The organism is Bradyrhizobium sp. LA6.1 (assembly GCF_040547805.1).
Classification (GTDB): domain Bacteria; phylum Pseudomonadota; class Alphaproteobacteria; order Rhizobiales; family Xanthobacteraceae; genus Bradyrhizobium; species Bradyrhizobium barranii.
This window is the reverse complement of the sequence record NZ_JBEPQK010000013.1, coordinates 212717-230781: the sequence shown is the minus strand read 5'-3', so window position 1 is coordinate 230781 and position 18065 is coordinate 212717. Positions and strand designations below refer to the sequence as shown.

At 64.3% G+C, this 18065-nt stretch carries 18 protein-coding genes and 1 pseudogene; 9 read left to right on the top strand and 10 right to left on the bottom strand.

The genetic code is table 11. From position 1 onward, the window contains the following. Positions 1-21 precede the first annotated feature (21 nt). On the top strand, positions 22-456 hold the full coding sequence (locus ABIB99_RS28820; protein WP_354178673.1) for a hypothetical protein: 435 nt from the start codon (positions 22-24) through the stop codon (positions 454-456). Continuing rightward, positions 453-818, top strand: a complete 366-nt coding sequence (locus tag ABIB99_RS28815) for a hypothetical protein (protein ID WP_063985409.1) — start codon at positions 453-455, stop codon at positions 816-818. The genes ABIB99_RS28820 and ABIB99_RS28815 overlap by 4 nt, the downstream gene beginning before the upstream one ends. A gap of 92 nt (positions 819-910) precedes the next feature. Here ABIB99_RS28815 and ABIB99_RS28810 read toward each other — a convergent pair. The 6 genes and pseudogenes from ABIB99_RS28810 to ABIB99_RS28785 form a co-directional block, all read right to left on the bottom strand. Then, positions 911-1602 (bottom strand): annotated as a pseudogene (locus ABIB99_RS28810) (hypothetical protein). 180 nt (positions 1603-1782) lie between these two features. After that, on the bottom strand, positions 1783-2346 hold the full coding sequence (locus tag ABIB99_RS28805) for a hypothetical protein (protein WP_354178670.1): 564 nt from the start codon (positions 2344-2346) through the stop codon (positions 1783-1785). A gap of 20 nt (positions 2347-2366) precedes the next feature. Further along, positions 2367-3953 (bottom strand): tetratricopeptide repeat protein, encoded by a 1587-nt coding sequence (locus tag ABIB99_RS28800; RefSeq protein ID WP_354178668.1) that lies wholly within the window; start codon positions 3951-3953, stop codon positions 2367-2369. A gap of 203 nt (positions 3954-4156) precedes the next feature. Continuing rightward, positions 4157-4630 (bottom strand): transcription elongation factor GreA, encoded by a 474-nt coding sequence (gene greA, locus ABIB99_RS28795; RefSeq protein WP_354178666.1) that lies wholly within the window; start codon positions 4628-4630, stop codon positions 4157-4159. Positions 4631-4722: 92 nt separating this feature from the next. Further along, complete coding sequence (locus ABIB99_RS28790; RefSeq protein WP_063985412.1) at positions 4723-5208, bottom strand: hypothetical protein; 486 nt, start codon at positions 5206-5208, stop codon at positions 4723-4725. Between the two features lie 166 nt (positions 5209-5374). Further along, positions 5375-5713 carry a hypothetical protein gene (locus ABIB99_RS28785; RefSeq protein WP_063985413.1) on the bottom strand — a complete coding sequence of 113 codons (339 nt, stop codon included), beginning with the start codon at positions 5711-5713 and terminating at the stop codon, positions 5375-5377. Positions 5714-5966: 253 nt separating this feature from the next. Between ABIB99_RS28785 and ABIB99_RS28780 the strand changes: the two genes are divergently transcribed. Both ABIB99_RS28780 and ABIB99_RS28775 read left to right on the top strand, forming a co-directional pair. Continuing rightward, the gene (locus tag ABIB99_RS28780; protein WP_028151247.1) at positions 5967-6200 is read left to right on the top strand and encodes a DUF3551 domain-containing protein; all 234 of its coding nucleotides are present in this window, start codon (positions 5967-5969) and stop codon (positions 6198-6200) included. 336 nt (positions 6201-6536) lie between these two features. Beyond that, positions 6537-8075, top strand: coding sequence for a peroxidase family protein (locus ABIB99_RS28775; RefSeq protein ID WP_354178662.1), 1539 nt, complete (start codon positions 6537-6539; stop codon positions 8073-8075). Between the two features lie 194 nt (positions 8076-8269). Here ABIB99_RS28775 and ABIB99_RS28770 read toward each other — a convergent pair whose 3' ends face one another. Both ABIB99_RS28770 and ABIB99_RS28765 read right to left on the bottom strand, forming a co-directional pair. Further along, complete coding sequence (locus ABIB99_RS28770) at positions 8270-8800, bottom strand: hypothetical protein (RefSeq protein WP_063985415.1); 531 nt, start codon at positions 8798-8800, stop codon at positions 8270-8272. Between the two features lie 38 nt (positions 8801-8838). Further along, positions 8839-10386, bottom strand: coding sequence for an acetolactate synthase large subunit (locus ABIB99_RS28765; protein WP_028151250.1), 1548 nt, complete (start codon positions 10384-10386; stop codon positions 8839-8841). Positions 10387-10655: 269 nt separating this feature from the next. Between ABIB99_RS28765 and ABIB99_RS28760 the strand changes: the two genes are divergently transcribed. Next, the gene (locus tag ABIB99_RS28760; RefSeq protein ID WP_063985416.1) at positions 10656-11234 is read left to right on the top strand and encodes a L,D-transpeptidase; all 579 of its coding nucleotides are present in this window, start codon (positions 10656-10658) and stop codon (positions 11232-11234) included. A gap of 84 nt (positions 11235-11318) precedes the next feature. Beyond that, positions 11319-12134 (top strand): DUF2927 domain-containing protein, encoded by an 816-nt coding sequence (locus ABIB99_RS28755; protein ID WP_063985417.1) that lies wholly within the window; start codon positions 11319-11321, stop codon positions 12132-12134. A gap of 49 nt (positions 12135-12183) precedes the next feature. On the opposite strand, the gene ABIB99_RS28750 is transcribed toward ABIB99_RS28755, so the two are convergent. Next, positions 12184-13311: a threonine synthase gene (locus ABIB99_RS28750; RefSeq protein WP_063985418.1), complete on the bottom strand. Its 1128-nt coding sequence runs from the start codon at positions 13309-13311 to the stop codon at positions 12184-12186. A gap of 383 nt (positions 13312-13694) precedes the next feature. On the opposite strand from ABIB99_RS28750, the gene ABIB99_RS28745 reads away from it, so the two are divergent. Genes ABIB99_RS28745 through upp form a run of 3 tightly spaced genes read left to right on the top strand, consistent with a single transcriptional unit; the run spans position 13695 to position 16884 of the window. Beyond that, positions 13695-14951, top strand: a complete 1257-nt coding sequence (locus ABIB99_RS28745; RefSeq protein ID WP_354178658.1) for a GTP cyclohydrolase II — start codon at positions 13695-13697, stop codon at positions 14949-14951. Between the two features lie 7 nt (positions 14952-14958). Beyond that, a complete protein-coding gene (locus tag ABIB99_RS28740; RefSeq protein ID WP_354178656.1) occupies positions 14959-16197 on the top strand; it encodes a URC4/urg3 family protein in 1239 nt (412 codons plus the stop codon). A 57-nt stretch (positions 16198-16254) separates the two neighbouring features. Continuing rightward, entirely contained in the window at positions 16255-16884 is a 630-nt protein-coding gene (gene upp / locus ABIB99_RS28735; protein WP_014492299.1) for a uracil phosphoribosyltransferase, read from the top strand. 66 nt (positions 16885-16950) lie between these two features. Here the strand turns inward: upp and ABIB99_RS28730 are convergent, their stop codons facing one another. Beyond that, positions 16951-18063: a M48 family metallopeptidase gene (locus tag ABIB99_RS28730; protein ID WP_354121227.1), complete on the bottom strand. Its 1113-nt coding sequence runs from the start codon at positions 18061-18063 to the stop codon at positions 16951-16953. Positions 18064-18065: the final 2 nt, after the last annotated feature.

The following is an 18065-nucleotide window of genomic DNA, read 5'->3' as shown; positions in this document are numbered from 1 at the left end:
GTACTCCTGATTATTCACGGCTTGGTCGCCGTTGCACTGCTTGGCGCGATTACGCACCAGACCTTGGCGACGTGGGCGACTGTGGGAACGCGCCCCAGTTCGTTTTTCGGCCGCTTTCGCTCCGTGCCATCGGCCCGGTTCGCCGACGCCGTCGTCGTCTTGTATGCCATCTCCATCCTGCTTGGTGGGGTCATCTATCTGTATTTTCGCGTCGACATCAGGCCAGAGTTAGAGCGCGCCGGTCATTGGCCAGCCCTGGGCTTCTTCGACCTCAAGGAGCACTTCGCCGCTATCGGTTTTGCGTTGCTACCAGCCTACTGGGTTTGCTGGCGACGGCCGCGTGCCGACGAGCCTGCTCAGACGCGCACGATGCTCACCTCGATCCTCGCCTTTGTCATCTGGTGGGGCTTCCTAACTGGCCACGTCGTAAACAACATCAGGGGTTTCGGCGCATGACGTTATCGGCTGCGTTCCGCCGCTTTGCATTCGCGTTCGGGACGACATTTGGCTTCCTCTACGTGGTTGCACTCGCAAAGGACCTTGCTCTTTTCACCGTTTTCCCGTCGCTCGGCATCGTGCTGGCGGGCACGCATCATTCGCGAGACGTTGCTGACCCTGCGATGGGATTTCTAGCTCCAGCGATGTACTGGTACGGGTGGGCCGCGACGGCCGCGCTCGGGGCACTGATCGTCGCCCTCGTTGCTGCGTCGTTACCCGGACGTTCAGTGCGAAACTTCTGGTCGGGATGGGTGTGGATAATTCCCATCCTCTCGATGATCGCTTGCGTCTATCTCACCCTGCCTTGGTTTAGGCTCTGACTTGGGTGCTTCCGCACATGGATCATGACCGACCAAGCTCAAAGCGGGCTCTCTGGTCGGAAAGCCGGTTCGCAGTCTTCCGGATTCAAGCCTCAAGCAGCCCGATCCGGCCGGAAGGCGGCGTAGAGACCGACGAGGGTTCCGATAGCGACCAGGCCTGCCGCCAGCAGCACCTGCAATTCCCCATCATCGGTGGCGCCTGCGGACGACACCAGTCTGGTCACAATGACGAACAGAATGCCCACGGAGGCTGCTGCACCCACACTGAGATAAGCGAGCTCTCGCGTCAGGTTCCGGCCGAGAAGTCCGAGTGCCGTGAAATACATCGCGCAAGCGTTGGGATGAACGAATTGGGATGAACGAACAAGGCAACGCGCGCATAAGGACCATAGGAGTCAAGAAGGGACTCACATCGGCCCAGTGCCGCTTTTGAGGCAACCCGCTGCAACATCGGCCTGAAAAAGCGAGCCTGTCCGTAACTCAGAACGGCGCCCACGATGATGGCCAGCCACGCCACGACAAAAACGGAGACATCAGCGGGCTTCGGATTGAGCGCCACGGACATCAGGATGAGGGCGGTTCCAGGAAAATAGCCGAAATACGGGAAGACCGACTCCAGGAGCACGCAAGCGAACATGAAGACCGGAAACCATGCCGAACCGGTCGCACCCTGGACGATGGCGTTCAAGTCGAACAGGTTCGTCTTGTACAGGACGAGGTACATGCACATGGCCAATCCGGCCAGCGCGTAGAACGGCAACGCCCCCGACAAAAACCGTCTCATCCAGCCGCCGCGCTTTGTTTCGCGGACACGGCGGAGACCTTCGATATCGGGACAAGACAACGGAAACGCATGGTTCATGTTTAGGCGAATGAGATTGCCCCTGTCGATAGCAATCCTCGCCCCAGCTGCGCGGGCCATTCGCCGCATTGAAATGCCCGCCGATCGGGAAGGCGCGGTCGATCACAGACCCAGTGTGACTTCGGCCCAGTGCATCGCGGTGCTGCCGCCCAGAAACTCGATCACGCGGGGTTCGATGGTCTCCGGCCGATCGGAGCCAGTGACAGCGGTCGCTGCGATCATGTCGCAACGCTCGTTGTAGACGACCGACACCAGCGTTTTGCCGGGAGCGCCACGTGAGTTGAGCGTGTAGGCGCGGCTGCGACCGTTCATCGACGCAATCCTGATGGGATGGCCGGAACCGCGTGGAGAGACTTCGCCCAGGAGAACGGTATCGCCCATGCGATCGAGGTCCTCGTCATCGGCGACGCCCGTCGTACAATTGCAAAAACCAATCTTGGCGCGCAGATACAGCGTCACCTCGACGCCGCAGTCGGCCGCCTTGCAGCGGAACGCCTTTCCTTTGCCCCATTGGTCGATCGGGAACGGCCAAGTCACCTCGTGCCACACCGGCGTGGCGGAACTTGCGGCGGCATGCCGTGGCACATGGAGCCACAAGAGCGATGCCGCCAGCGCGCTTCCCAGCACGATTGCTGCGACGGCGATGGCGGCTGCCCTTCTCATCATTCCACCGTTCTCGTTCCGGGTCAGTTGCTGGCGAGGTATTGCTTCGCCGCCGCGACCTCGGGGCGTTCCGAATCGGCACTGGCCGTCAGCGTTACGAGTTGCTGACAGTTCTGTCGTGCCGCCTCCCTGTTACCAAGGGCTTCGGCCGCCTTGGCCGCTCCCGCGAAAGCGTGCAAGCGGTTCGGCTCCTTCGCCTTGGTTGCCTCGAATGCGGCAAGCGCCTCCTTGGCCATGCCGCGATCGAGCAGCATGAAGCCGTAAAGCTCGCGCGCCGGCGCCAGCGGTCCGGGCGTGATCACGTGCTTTTCCGTCTTGTCCTCTGCATCCGCCGCGGCACTCATCGCATTGAGTGCCTCGTCGTACTTGCCCTCGGCGTAAAGCACCCAGGCGACGGCGACCTGACGCTGGATGTCGACGATTCCGGACCAATAATTGTCCTTGGCGTCCTGCAACTTGTCGCGCAATTCCGCCAGCTTCTGGATGTCGGCCTTGGCGGCTTCCGGTTTGCCGGAGCGCGCCGCGCCGAGAGCCCGGGCGAAATGCGTTACCGCCATCGCAAAGTTGAGGTTGCTCGGCCTGACCGGCAGCTGCGAGGCACCCTCCCAATCGCCACGGTCGATCGCATAACGCGCCGGCGAAGCCGCCAGCGCGTAGTCTGCCGCCGCGACCGTCGCCTTGAAGTCGGTCTCCTTGATCATGTCGTCGATGACGGCACGCGCCTGCTTGTCCTGGCCGAGCTGCAGGTAAGCATAGACCATGTAGTCCTGCGCATGCAGGTAGTTGCCGACCGACTTTTCGGCCATCGCGGCTTTCACGGAAGCGGTGTTGGAGTCGATCGATTCCTTCCAATAGCCGACGCGCGTGTAGATGTGGGAGGGCATGTGCTGGGCGTGCGGCGCGGCCGGTGCGATCTTGGCATAACGATTGGCGGCATCGAGCCCTTTCTGCGCCAGCGCCGGGTAGTCGTAGAGATGGATCAGATAATGCGTCACGCCCGGATGCATCGGCAGCCGCCTGGAGATCGGCTCGAGAATCGCCGCGCCCTTAATTTGCTGCGCGTAGGTCTTGTCGTTCAGATCCGCCGACGTATTGAGCGTAATGGCGTAGGCGATCTGGGCTTCGTCGTCGTCTGGATATTTTGCCGCGACGCGCGCCTGCGCGTCACGCAGCATGCGCATCCGCTGGACGTGAGGGATCTTGTCGTAATCGGCATACATCACCATCAGCGCATCGATGTAGTCGCGTTCCCGCTCGGTCGCGGCGCCGATCTCCTTGGCCTTCATGATCGCGGCGAGGCCCGGCGCCAGGTTCGGCTTTGGAATAGCATTGTGCGGATTGTCCATGTAGGTGAGCGCAATGCCCCAATAGGCCATGCTGCATGTCGGGTCAGCCTTGATGGCTTCCTCGAAGATCTCCTTGGCGTTGGCGTACCAGTAGGAATGCTGATAGCGCATCCCGCGATCGAAACGACGCTGGGCCACATCGTTGCAAGAGGTCTGGAAATGAACGCTGCCGAGCTGCTGATCTACATCGTCTTGCGCGACCAGAGCTTGTGGTCCTGATAGGCCGAGACCGGCTGCGATGACGAAGTATAGGGACTTCCGCATGGATCGCTCCCTTGGCCTGACACGCAATGAATTGGTCTTGATACCCCCTCACTATATGACCTTCGCGGCTTTTGAACAGCGAAGTGAATCGCGGCAGCGCAACTGACCCAGTGACGCGATCGGAGTTGGCGCAACCAATCCGAAGCCAGAGCCGTCGGAGTTGGATCCTCACGCGCCCACCATTCAGGCCTCAGATCGCATCCCTACGCGATCGACAGAATCTCGATCTCTTGCGCGCCTGAACCCACGACATCGCCCACCGCCTTCCCGATCAGCGACTTCGCAACCGGCGCCACGAACGAGATCGATCCGGCCTTTGGATCCGCTTCGTCCTCGCCGACGATGCGATAGGTCTGCACGCGGCCGTCGGTGCGGCTGAAGGTCACGGTGCTGCCGAAGGCGACGACATCGGTCGACGCCGGATCGGGAATGACCTGCGCCGTGCGCAGCCGTTCGGTCAGATAGCGAGCATCGCGCAAGGGCACCGCCGACTGCCGGCGCTTTTCGTTGACGTCCTCGATGGCTTGCGCGGCTTCATAGGCCTCGCGCGCCTCGCGCAGCTGCGCCTGCAAGCCTGCTTCCGTCACGAGGTTTGGATGAGGCGAGATCGGGCGATCCGGCAGCAGCGTCTCGGACGCGGTTTCGGCGCTTTCTTCCTTGGTAAAGGCGACGCTCAATTCAAGATCCTGTCGAACTGTTTCGGACACCCGCTCGCGCCTCGCCCCACAACGGGGAATCGCGCCGAACAGCAGCCGGTGATTGTCCCGGACTATATCTCAAGTTCGACGAAACGGCGCAGCTTGAAGACCAGGTCCGGTACGGCCTGGCGGAACCGCGTCGCGTTCTGGAACGTGGTCGAGAACGGCGCGAAGGTGATCATCGCATTCCAGTGCTTGTAACCGTAGACCGTGACGGAGGCGCCGGTCGCCGGAAAATTCTCCAGCTTGCGCAGCTCGCCAAGCACCAGATCGGCAATCGCCTCGGCGGGAAGCAGCTTCTTGCCATCAGGCGTCGTCGTGATTTTCGCCGGCCGCTCGACCGGCTTCGCGGCAGCCGGCACGGCATCGGGCGCATCGTCGGATTCGGCCGGTGCAGGATCGGGGGTGGACGGCTCGACCAGGTCGAACCCGTTCGTCGGCGCTGTCGGCGGAACCTCGGTGAGCGGCGGCGGAGCACTGCTGTCTGCGCGCTTGTTGCCTCCCAGGATGCTGCTGATCATGGCCACAAGGCCAGCATCCTTCACGTCGTCGCTCATTTCTCCCCCCGGGGCTTCGGCCTACTCTAGCACCGCTCTCGCGGACCGCCACTGGGGATGTATGGCCGGATTCCGCTTGGTTAAGGCGCTACGACAAGGCGTCACACCAAGGCCACGATGGCACCGGCGGCCCGACGTCTGATCACGTCGCCCGCCGTGAGACCCGTCACCGCTTATCGAACGGAATGTACTGCTGGTACTGCTTGGGCACAGAGCTGCGGTAGCGCGCGGGCACGGTGCCGGTGTCGACCGAATGATCGATTTCCTGCTGCCGCGTCATCTTCTTCTTCGCCGGCTTCTTCGATGCGCTCTTCTTGGAGTCGGCCGGCTGGCTGGAGGTGTCGCTGGTCGCGGCCGGCGTTGTCGTCGTCGCTGCCGGCGCAGTGGTCGTCGCGGTAGGCGCTGCGGTTCCACCGGCGGCCGGCGCACTCTGGGCCAGCGCGAGCGGTATTTGCATGAAAAGCGCCAGCGCTGCTGTCGCAGCCAGCAAATATGACCTTTGCATTAGAACCTCCAAAATACCTGATCCGAATGAGACAAGCCTGATTCTCCGGGATCGACGCGTGCACGTCTTCTCACGATAGGCCCGGCCCCCACCGCGAACTGTGGCGTAGATCACATTCCTGGCCGCCGGCTGCGTCATGATGTGCCATGTCGCGAACGCACGGCATTCCGCCGACACCAAGATAGGCATGACATGCCTCAGACGAGCCCAGCTCGCTGACGTTCCCGTCCACCCGCTCTCGAAGGAGATTGAAATGCGTCGCATCATCCTCACTCTCGCATCGTTCGCCGCCCTGGTCGCCGTAGCATCCCCGGCCGCCCAGGCACATCCTGCAAACGATCGATATTGCCTGCAGGGACGCATGTGGGGCTATCCCGGCAACTGCCAGTTCGCGAGCTATCAGCAGTGCCTCGCCACCGCCTCCGGCACGTCGGCCTCTTGCGGCATCAATCCGCGCTACGCGTTCTCGCAGCAGTACGCCTACTGAAGACATCGCGGCGTGCGCGCATGACGCGCACGCCGCCACACTTATTGCGTGAAGACGATCCACTTCGCCGACAGTCCGGCGAACTCACTTGCGCGAAGCTGCTCGCGCATGCCGATGACGAGAATGTTATCCGTCATCGCTCCGGGAAAAATTTGCAAAGCGCGACCGCAGCTTGTTCGCAACGCTCCCTTTCGGAACATCATCGATGCCGCACAGTGTGTGAAGCAGATCGCTTGTGGCACCCAATCGCCTGATCTAGCGTGACATGCATATTCTGTTGCGAACAACTTTAGCTTTATTCGTTGCACGTCGTGACTTTTCAGGGAGGTGTTTTCAATGAGCAGCCGCCACAGCGTTGTTCCGCGCGGTCTGAACGCAACGCGTTCGCCGCTTTCCCAGGGCCGTTTCGGACGCATGTTCCGCAAGCTCACGCCGGCGAAATTCGGTCCGAACGACGCCGACAATGTCGCGAACCTTTCGGCGCTGGCCGACAAGATGGTCGCCGACTTCGATGGTCCGAAGGACGGGCCGGACGCGGAGGAGAGCGGCATTCCCGCGCTCTACACCTATTTCGGCCAGTTCATCGACCACGACATCACCTTCGATCCGGTCAGCTCGCTGACCAAGCAGCAGGATCCCGACGGGCTCGTCGACTTCCGCACGCCGTCGCTCGATCTGGACAATCTCTACGGCCGTGGTCCGAACGATCAGCCCTACATGTATGACGGCATCAAGTTCCGGCTCGGCGAGAAGCTGACCGGCGCGGGCGTGCCCGATGCCAGCGACCTGCCGCGCTTCAAGGGCCGCGCCCTGATCGGCGACCCCCGCAACGACGAGAACAGCATCGTCTCGCAGTTCCAGGCCTTGATGCTGCGCTTTCACAACCGCATGGTCGACGATAATGACAGCCTGTCGTTCGAGGACGTGCAGCAGCGCGTCCGATTCCATTATCAATACGTCGTGCTGAACGACTTCCTGCCGCGAATCGTTCACGCCAGCGTGCTGGACGAGTTGAGGACCGCGGGCCAATACGACCGCAGCAAGCTCGCTCACTACCACTGGAAGACTTATCCGTTCATGCCGGTCGAGTTCTCGGTTGCGGCCTACCGTCTCGGCCATTCCATGATCCGCCCCGGTTATCGGCTGAACGATGCGGGCAACATGCTATTGCAGATCTTCCCCGACCCCCACAATCCCGACAAGAACGCGCTGACCGGCTTCCGCGCCATGGGCCCGGGACGCGCCATGGATTGGGGCCGCTTCATCGATCTGGACACGCGCCCCTATGGTGTCGAGGACGACGACACCAATCCTGACAACAAGAAGCGACTGCAGTTTGCCTATCGCATCGACGCATCGCTGGTCGATCCGCTGCGCAAGCTGCCGCCGGAGGTCGCGTCCAATCCGTCGTCGCTGGCGCTGCGCAATCTCGAGCGCAGCTGGCGGCTCGGCCTGCCGTCCGGCCAGGCCGTCGCCAAGGCGATGAACCTGACGCCGCTGACGGATGATCAGATCATCGTCGGCAAGGCCGTCGACGAGCCCGGCGCGGGCGATCCGCAAACTGGGATCGCGACCATCGCGAACGGGGTGTTTGCCGGCAATTGCCCGCTCTGGACCTACATCCTGGCCGAGGCGCGGCAATTCCAGACCGCGGTGACGATCCCGGCTACCGGCGCGCCGGCGACCGGAATCAACACGCCGCAGCTCGGCCCCGTCGGCGGTCGCATCGTGGCCGAGGTCTTCCTCGGCATGATGTTCGGCGACCATTCCTCCGTGCTGTCGCTCGACCCGCAATGGACGCCGGTGACCGGCTCCAGCTTCGCGCTGAAGGACCTCGTCGCCTACGCGCTCGGCCAGGGCGATCCGCTGCACTGAGGTGGTGACAGTTCACGGGAGGTCGTCATGCCCGGGCTTGTCCCGGGCATCCACGTTCTCAGTACCACGTGGCAAGGCGTGGATGGCCGGGACAAGCCCGGCCATGACGCTGCGGTGACTGTCGGTCCTCCCACAAGGGAGAGGGAACGGGGAGGGTCTTGCTGCCGTCCGAATTCAATTCGGACTTCAACCCGCTACGACGCAGTTTTATGCGCGGCCCCCAGTCCGCTCTCCTCCAGCCGCGCCGCAAACCATAGCGACAGCGGTTGATCAACGACGCCGCTGACATAGACTTCCGAAATCGTCACCTGCTGCCTGTCCAGCACCAGCAGTACGCCGATCCAGTACGCGAACCAGACATGCGCGTCGGTCAGCGCCATCAGCTTGTGCTGGTCGTGGTCGAGCGAGGTGTGATTGCTCGCCTTGCGGATCTCGACGGCGAGCAGGTTGTTCGGGATCTCGCGCTGATGCACGACGACGTCGGGGTAGATCGATTTTCCCAGATGATCGTCGGTGGAGACGATGGTGCCGTGCGGCAGATGCAGCGTGCGCTCGCCGAGGCGGTCGTAGTTGCAATCGACTGACCAGCCGGCGAATTGCCGCTCCAGATAGACGGCGAAGCGGTGCGTCACCGCCCGCTCGCCGACGTCCTTTTCGAACAAGAATCCTTCGTGAGCGTAGAAGTCCCGGAGCGCCGCGATCACCTTGTTCAGCTCGGTCTGCATCTTGCCCCCCGGCCCTCGGCGCTCCCTGATGCTGCGCCCTACATCTGGACTTCGATCAGCCGCGGCCCGGGCTCGGCGACGGCTTCGGCCAGAGCCTTGTTGAACTCTTCGGCATTGGTGACGGCCCGGCCGGGGACGCCCATGCCCTTCGCCAGCGCGACGAAGTCCAGCGTCGGACGGTCAAGCCGCAGCATGTCGTTGGCGCGCTGGCCGGGCTCGCCGGCGCCGACATTGTCGAACTCGCCGCGCAGGATCTGGTAGATGCGGTTGGCGAACACGATGGTGACGATGTTGAGGTTCTCACGGGCCTGCGTCCACAGCGACTGGATCGTGTACATCGCGCTGCCGTCGCCGACCATGGTGATCACCTTGCGGTCCGGACATGCGATCGCGGCGCCGATCGACAGCGGCGTGGAGAAGCCGATCGAACCTCCCATGTTCTGGAGCCAGTCGTGCGGAGCGGCCGCCGCCGTCGGCGGGAAGAAGCCGCGGCCGGTGGTCAGGGATTCGTCGACCATGATTGCGTTCTCGGGGATGGCGCATGCGATCGCCTGCGCGATCGAGGCAAAAGTCAGCGCGCCGGTCGGCTTCACCAGCTCAGCCAAGGCCTGCGGCTTGACGTCCTTCGCGCTCGCCTTCACCGCGCCGGCCAGTGCTTCGAGCGCCGCGACCGAATTCTCGCCCCAGGAGGTCATGCGATGCACCTCGCAGCCCTCGGGCTTGAGCATGCTCGGCTTGTTCGGATAGGCGAAGAACGCCACCGGATCATCGGACTCGACTAGCACGATGTGCCGGAACTTCGCCAGCATCGGCAGCGCGTTCTCGATCACGTAATGAATGCGGTCGATCGAATAGCGGCCGCGGCCGCGCGCCATCTTGGGACGGAAGGTCGGGCCCATCACCGTGCAGCCGGTCTTGCCGGCGATACGCTCGGCCAGCGCCAAGCCCTGTTCGCTCAGCGCGCTGCCGGTCATCAACAGCAGCGTACCCTCGCCGTCGCCGTGCAGGATCTTCGCGGCCCGCTCGACCGCCTGCGGCGAATAGCTGGCGCGCTGCTGCTCGGCCGGTACCTCGGCGATGCCATCGGCCTCGTTCCAGGCGGTGTCGGCGGGCAGGATCAGGGTCGCGATCTGTGGCGGTGCGCTCTTGGCGGCGGCGATCGCCGCGGCGCCGTCAGCTGCAACCGATTTGGAGTCCGGCGAAGTGCGGACCCAGGACGACATCGGCCGGGCCAGGCCCTCGATGTCGGAGGTCAGCGGCGCGTTGTAGTCGATGTGGTAGACCGCATGCTGGCCGACGATGTTGACGATGCCGGAATTCGCCTTCTTGGCGTTGTGCAGATTGGCCAGGCCATTGGCCAGGCCGGGGCCGAGATGCAGCAGCGTCGAGGCGGGCGTGCCCTTCATGCGGAAATAGCCGTCAGCGGCGCCGGTCACCACGCCTTCGAACAGGCCGAGCACGCAGCGCATGCCCGGCACGCGGTCGAGCGCCGCGACAAAATGCATCTCGGAGGTGCCTGGGTTGGTGAAGCAGACATCCACCCCACCCTTGACCATCGTCCGCACCAGGCTTTCCGCACCGTTCATCCCAAAGCTCCCTGCAACCGGCAATATTCAAATGTCCGCTCGATCAATCATTGTTCGCCGCCTCCGTCAAAGCAATAGCCGGCATCGCTGGCCTGCTCCGCGCGACGATGCGCTTGTTTGGCTAATGCTTTCAGGCAAATTAGCGTGGTTGCCGGTTTGGTAACGCCAAACGTTAAGGATGATCTCCCTCACGGGGCCGTGGCTTGCGAAAAGCCCGCAAATATGGCCTGTAACTTCAGTTGAATCCGATTTTTTTGCTGGGGGAAACAATGATCCGATTTTTTGCCGCGCCGATTGCCGCCATCGCACTGCTGTCGGCCACCGCCGGCGGCGCATTCGCCGAGGGGTTCGACTCGCGCGAGATCATGGGCTTCGGCCCGAGCTTCTTCCGCGGCGGCTCTAGCCCGATCCCCCGCACCACCATCATGTACAACGGCAATTACGCCCCCGGCACGATCGTGGTGAACACGAGCGAGCGCCGCCTGTATCTGGTGCTCCAGAACGGCCAGGCGCTGCGCTACGGCATCGGCGTCGGCCGCGACGGCTTCCGCTGGGGCGGAGTGCACAGGATCACCGCCAAGAAGGAATGGCCGGACTGGACGCCGCCGTCGCAGATGCTGGCCCGCCGGCCCGACCTGCCGCGCCACATGAAGGGCGGCATCGAGAATCCGCTCGGCGCGCGCGCGATGTATCTGGGCTCGACGCTCTACCGCATCCACGGCTCCAACGAGCCGGAGACGATCGGCCAGGCCGTGTCCTCGGGCTGCTTCCGCATGACCAACGAGGACGTCAGCGATCTCTACAGCCGCGTCTCGGTCGGCACCAAGGTGGTCGTGCTCAACAACTAGCCGTCGGCGAACTGCGGGAACCCGCAGGGCGCGTGAATATGCGGTCTTGTGCGTCGCTGCCGAATACGGCAGCGTCGGGACGCAATGAGCGCATTGGCCCCGCCTTCGTCAGGCTTTCGCATCGCCCTGCTGGCGCTCGCCACTTTCGCGTTCGCCCCTGACACCGCTACCATCGCCGTCGCGGGCGAATTGCCCGCGATCGCCTCGCGCCAGCGCGCCGAGAAGAAGAGCTTCACCGACGGCGAGATCGTCGAAGGCTTTCTGAAGACGGCGTTCGGCGCCGAATACCACCTCGCCGGCCGCGTCGACCGCATCCGGAAATTCGACGGGCCGGTGCGCGTCTACGCCGAGAGCGAGCGCGCCGACCGCAAGACGCAGCTCGCCAAGGTCGTGGCCGACATCGGCAGGCGCGTGCAGCATCTCGACATCGCCATGATCGACACCAGCGAAGCCGCGAACGTGCGGGTGAAGCTGGTTCGCGACCGCGACCTGTTTCGGACGATTTCCAGCTTCTACGGCGCGGAGAAGGCGCGCGAGATCCGCACCTCGCTCGATCCGCAATGCCTGTCCGGCTTCCGCAAGAACGACAATTTCGAGATCGAGCATTCCGACGTGATCCTCACCGTCGACAACGGCGATTTCACCTTCCTCGACTGCGCCTATGAGGAACTGCTGCAATCGCTCGGCCCAATCAACGACACCGCGAGCGTGCCGTGGACCATGTTCAACGACAATGTGTCGATGGGCTATTTCGACGTCTACGACCAGTACATCCTCAACCTGCTCTACGATCCCCGCATCAAGGCCGGCATGACCGTGCAGGAGGTCAGGGCGGTGCTGCCCCAAGTGCTCGCCGATGTGCGCGCCTGGGTGAAGCGCGTGAATGATTTGAAGGAGTGAGGTACTGCTTACCCTCCCCTGGAGGGTAAGCGGCGCGCCTCCTCCGCCCCTACTGCACGAGATCGGCGACGGTGGTCGCGGCTTTCAGGCCGGTGCCGGTGAGGACCGCGACCGTGGTCTCGTTCGCCTTGATCGATCCGGCGCCGGAGAGTTTCTCAAGCGCAGCGGCCGCGCTGGCGCTGGTCGGTTCGGCAAACAATCCCTGCCGCGCAAGACGCCGCAACGCGGCGACGATCTCGTCCTCGGTCAGCGCAACGGTGCCGCCGCCGCTCTCGCGCAAGCTCCCGATGATCTCGCGCAGGCGCAGCGGATTCTTGATGGCGGTGCCTTCGGCGACGGTCTTGTTCACCTCGCGGGCGACCGGCGTGTCGACACCCGCCTTGAAGCTGGCATCGATCGGCGAGCAGTTCAGCGGCTGCGCCGCGAACAGGCGCGGCAGCTTCGCGATCTGCCCGGCTTTCAGCAGCTCGCGGAAGCCGAAGGCGCAACCGAGGAGGCTGCTGCCTGCGCCAACGGGAACGATGACGTTGTCGGGTGCGCGAAAACCGAGGTCTTCCCAGATTTCATAGGCGAGCGACTTGGTGCCTTCGAGGAAGAACGGCTGCCAGTTGTGGCTGGCATAGAAGGTCTGGCTCGACTGGCGGATGGCTTCGGCTTCCGACTCCTCGCGCGGGCCCTCGACGAGCTGAACCGTCGCGCCATAGGCGCGCACCTGCGCGATCTTGGCCGGCGACGTCGAGGCCGGCGCCAGGATCTTCACGCGCATGCCGCCGGCGGCACCCAACCCCGCCATCGACGAGCCGCCATTGCCCGAAGAATCCTCCAGTATCGCGTCGACGCCGATCTGCCGCAGGAACGACAGCATCACCGAAGAGCCCCGGTCCTTGAAGCTGCCGGTCGGGTTGAACCATTCGAGCTTGAAGAACGGACGCAAATCGCCCCAGTCCTGCTGGACCAGCGGTGTGCAGCCTTCGCCGAGCGTGATCGGCTTCTTGATCTCGACCGGCAGCGCCGCCCGGTAGCGCCAGAGCGAGCGCGTGGCGCCGTCAATGTCCGCGCGCGATATGCCTGGTCCCGGCGTCACCAGCAGCGGCGTGCGCTCATCCGAGCACCAGCGCGGCTGGTCCAGCGGATAGAGCTGTCCGTTGCGGGGGTCGATGTAGCTGGCGGTGGGCATGGCAGTCTCCAAGCGAGAGGCGACCTATTTGTCCGATTATGTGGGTCCGGTCCAGCCCAAGGCACCGCGGTGGCGCAACTTGCAGGACACCCTCTTGAAAACATAAAAAATAAAACTATTTCAAATCCTTAGACCTATCGCGCGGATCGAATAGCAGGGTTCGGCCGGGGCGAAGGCGCGGCATCCAGGCGAGCCCGACCGGCCCGTCGATGACGGGAATTTGGCCATGATCGCCTGCCCGGCGCGGTACCATTAACTTGTCTGTCGTCGCCAGCCGCTACAATATGTTGGATTGAGCTTGCATCGCCGGTGTTCGGCACCGGCAACGCAGGTGAGCCAGGCCCGTCCGAGCGGCGGGCCGTCGGCTTTTTGGGAGCCTGGACATGAGCCGCGCGAACCGTACCGATCACATCCGCCTGACCTCCCACCCGGAGCCGGGCAAAAAGGCCGCGTTTCCGATTCACTGGGGCGCAGCCGACGCGCGCGCCCGGGGGCCGATCATCGGCACGGTGTCGCGCGCTGGGGATCGCAACGTGATCGGCAGCCATGGCGGCTCCTACGCGATGTACCGGGCGCTCGCGGTGTCCGCAGGCGCGCTCGATCCGATCCGCCGGCCCGACCTCACCAACACCTTTCCGGCCGCGACCATCGGACCGTTCGAGCAATGGCGCGATCCCGACAAGATCGTCGCGCTCGATCCCTGGGGGCATCTCGTCGCGGAGAATTTCGGCAAGGACATCGCCGAGGGCGTCGACATCCGTCCAAGCATCGCGGTGACGCGCGCGCGGCTCGACCTGCCGGAGATCCGCGAGGCGCTCGCCGCAAAACGGCTGCGCGCCGACGGCGAGGTCGTGCACGCCAATGGCAGCGTGTCGGTGGTGAAGATCGCGATCGACCCGGTCTGGTACCTGCCGGGCCTTGCGACGCGCTTCGGCACCGGCGAGACCGAGCTGCGGCGCACGCTGTTCGAGCAGACCGCCGGCATGTTCCCCGAGCTCGTGACGCGGCCGGACATGAAGGTATTCCTGCCGCCGATCGGCGGCACCACCGTCTACATGTTCGGCGATGTGACAAAACTGCCGGACCACCGCACCAAGATCACCTGCCGCGTGCATGACGAGTGCAACGGCTCCGACGTGTTCGGCTCCGACATCTGCACCTGCCGTCCGTATCTGATCCACGGCATCGAGGAATCCGCGCGCGGCGCGCAGGAGGGCGGGCTCGGGCTCGTCATCTACAACCGCAAGGAAGGCCGCGCGCTCGGCGAGGTCACCAAATTCCTGGTCTACAATGCGCGCAAGCGCCAGGAGGACGGCGACGCGGCCGCCGCCTATTTCGAGCGCACCGAATGCGTCGCCGGCGTCCAGGACGCGCGCTTCCAGCAATTGATGCCGGATACGATCCACTGGCTCGGCCTGAAGCGCATCGATCGCTTCCTGTCGATGAGCGACATGAAATACGACGCGCTGACCTCGCAAGGCATCGACATCGTCGAGCGCGTGCCGATCCCGTTGGAGCTGATCCCGGCCGACGCCCATGTCGAGATCGCCGCGAAGAAGGCCGCCGGCTACTACACCACCGACATCGCGCCGGAGAAGGACGTGGACGGCGTGGTCGGGCGCTCGCTGGAAAAATACTGATCGCGCGATGGCGGACGTTTTGGAACAACAGGCCCGCTCGCTGCTCAGTGCAGCAGCGGTTCGCGCGCGTGCCGCAAAAATGCTCGAGATCGGCCTCGCCGGCGGGCTCCGGCACTTCACGATCGACCTCGACCGCATGGATGGCGTGGCGGAGGCCGTGATCGCGGTCACGCGCAAGGCCTATCCGACGTTGGACATCCCCTTCCATGCCCGCTGGCGGCATTTCGTGCTCGGCGGCGTCGATCGCTGGGCGGGCCTTGCCGACGAAGTATCGTGGCCGGATCGCGCGGCACGTGCGCGCGCGGAGTTCGACCTCGCCATCGTCAGCGTGCTGCTCGACGCAGGCGCGGGAGCCACGTGGCGCTATCGCGATGCCGTGACCGGCGAAAGTATCGGCCGATCGGAGGGGCTTGCCATCGCAAGCCTCGACATGTTTGCAGGCGGCCTGTTCTCCGGCGATGCGCGTGCGCCGTTCAGGGCCGATGCAGACGTGCTGGCGAAACTACCGCTCGCCTCCCTCACCTCGGCCTTTCAGGTGAGCGATGTCAATCCGCTGCTCGGTCTCGACGGACGCACTGATCTGCTGCGACGTCTGGGCAAGCTGGTTGCCGAGCGCGCGGACATCTTCGGCCTGCACGATACGCCGCGGCCAGGCGGCTTGTTCGATCACATCGCGGCACAGGCTGTGGGCGGCGCGGTCGCCGCGCCCGCCATCCTGTCCGCAGTGCTGAACCAGCTTGGACCGATCTGGCCGTCACGGCTCGAGCTCGCCGGGATTCCGCTCGGCGATTGCTGGCGTCATCCGGCGATCGGGGCGGACGACGGAACGGCAGGCCTCGTACCCCTGCACAAGCTGTCGCAATGGCTGAGCTATTCGCTGATCGAACCGCTGCAGCGCGCCGGCTTTGACGTCACCGACATCGACGGCCTGACCGGGCTCGCCGAATACCGCAATGGCGGCCTGTTCGTCGATCACGAGGTACTGCGCCTGCGCGATCGCGGCGATGCCGAGCGCGCGCATGCGGTGGATTCCCTGCTCGTCGTAGAATGGCGCGCGCTCACCGTTGCGCTGCTCGACCGGCTTGCGGGCAGCATCCGCGCCAGGCTCGGCCGCACGCCCGAGACCCTGCCCCTCGCGAGCATTCTCGAAGGTGGCAGCTGGGCTGCCGGCCGCGCCATCGCCTTCGCGCGCCGGCCGGACGGCGCACCGCCGCTCAAGGTGATCAGCGACGGCACGGTTTTTTAATCCATTCGTCCGCAGCGTAACCCATTGCGTATCGATGAATTTCAGGAGCATCCCATCATGGAAGGCGTCACGATCGTCGATCATCCGCTGGTGCAGCACAAGCTGACGCTGGTGCGGGACAAGTCCATCTCGACCAAGTCCTTCCGCGAGCTGATCAAGGAGATCGGCATGCTGCTGTGCTACGAGATCACGCGGGATCTGCCGCTCGCCGATACCGTCATCGAGACGCCGCTGGCGACGATGCATTCGGCCAAGATCGCCGGCAAGAAGCTGGTGTTCGTGCCGATGCTGCGCGCCGGCACGACCTTCGTCGACGGCATGATGGATCTGGTGCCGACCGCGCGCGTCGCCCATATCGGCCTCTACCGCGAGCCGCACAGTTTTGCCGCGGTCGAATATTTCTTCAAATCGCCGTCCGATCTCAGCGAGCGCCTGGCGATCGTGGTGACCCCGGTGGTCGCCACCGCCAACACGGCCGTCGCCGCAATCGACCGGCTGAAGGAGCGCGGCGCCAGGGACATCCGCCTCGCCTGCCTGATCGCGGCCCCTGAGGGGCTCGAACGGCTGCGCGGACTGCATCCCGACGTTCCGATCTGGACGGCTGCGGTGGATGAAGGTCTCGACGAGAACGGCTTTATCCTGCCGGGCCTCGGCGATGCCGGCGACCGCGCTTACGGGACGCGGTAGGCGCGGAGCTCTTTTTTTGCCGCGTTTTCTTCACGCGAACCGGTCGCCACTTCGCTCGAAAACGCTCTAGATCTTCCCGCTGCCGCAAATCAGCTTGAGCGACTGCCATTCCTTGTCCGTCAGCAGCGGCGGGCCGCTGGCGGGACGATCTTCCTTCGTCATGCGCGCGAGGCGGTCTTCGGTGAGCGGGTGGCTCGCCAGGATCGTGGTGAGGCCGGAGCCGCCTTCCTTGCCGGTGATGCGGAACATCAATTCGGCCGCGGGCTTCGGCGAGCGGCCGAGCTTGTGCATGATCTCGATCGCGAACGTATCCGCGGCGGTCTCGGCCTCGCGCGAATAGGAGGCTTCGACCACGCTGCGCGAGGCGAAGATCACGGCGGAGGAGCCGGTGACGTCGCCGAACAGCAGGCCGATCAGGAACGATGTGCCGCCGTTGTAGATCAGCCCGCGCATGTTGTCGTAATGCTTGAGATGGCCGAGCTCGTGGGCAAGGATGCCGGCGAGCTCGTCGGGGTTTTCGGCCTTGTCGACCAGGCCCCTCAGCACGTACACCTTGCCGCCGGGCAGCGCGAATGCATTCGGCACCGAGGTCGGCAGTACACCGGCCGTCATGGAATCGTCGTCGAGGCCGGCGGCATCGCGCAGACGATTGACCAGTTTTGTGAACGCGGCCTTGCCCGCGGGGTCTTCGCACGCCTTGCGGCCGAAGATGGTTTTCACCTGGACTTCGGAGGCGTCGCCGATGCGCCGTTCGATCGGCTTGGGCACCAGCGGCGCGAGCCGGTCGGCAGCGAGCGGCACACCGAACAGCACGACGCAAACGATGGAGACGGCGGCGGCCACCGACCAGCCGACGATCTTTGCGACACCGCGGCGCGACGTCTGGTGCTCGTCGAGACGCATGCAGCGGGCGGTCACGTCGGCGGCGAGCGCGGCGTCGCGAATTTCAAGCCGCGCCAGCGGCGGCGCGGATGTCGAGGCCAGGCGCAATATCCCGGCCGGACTGTCGGCGCGGCGAATGTCGGCATAGGTCCAGCGAACCGGCGCTCCGCCGTCCTCGACGATGTCGAGCGCGTCACCGAGCGCCAGCGACACCTCCCGCCTGCGGCTCGACACGCCGTCGAAGAAGATCGTCGGCTTGGCGGACTGCGCCGGAACCTCGGTGGACAACTCACTCACAG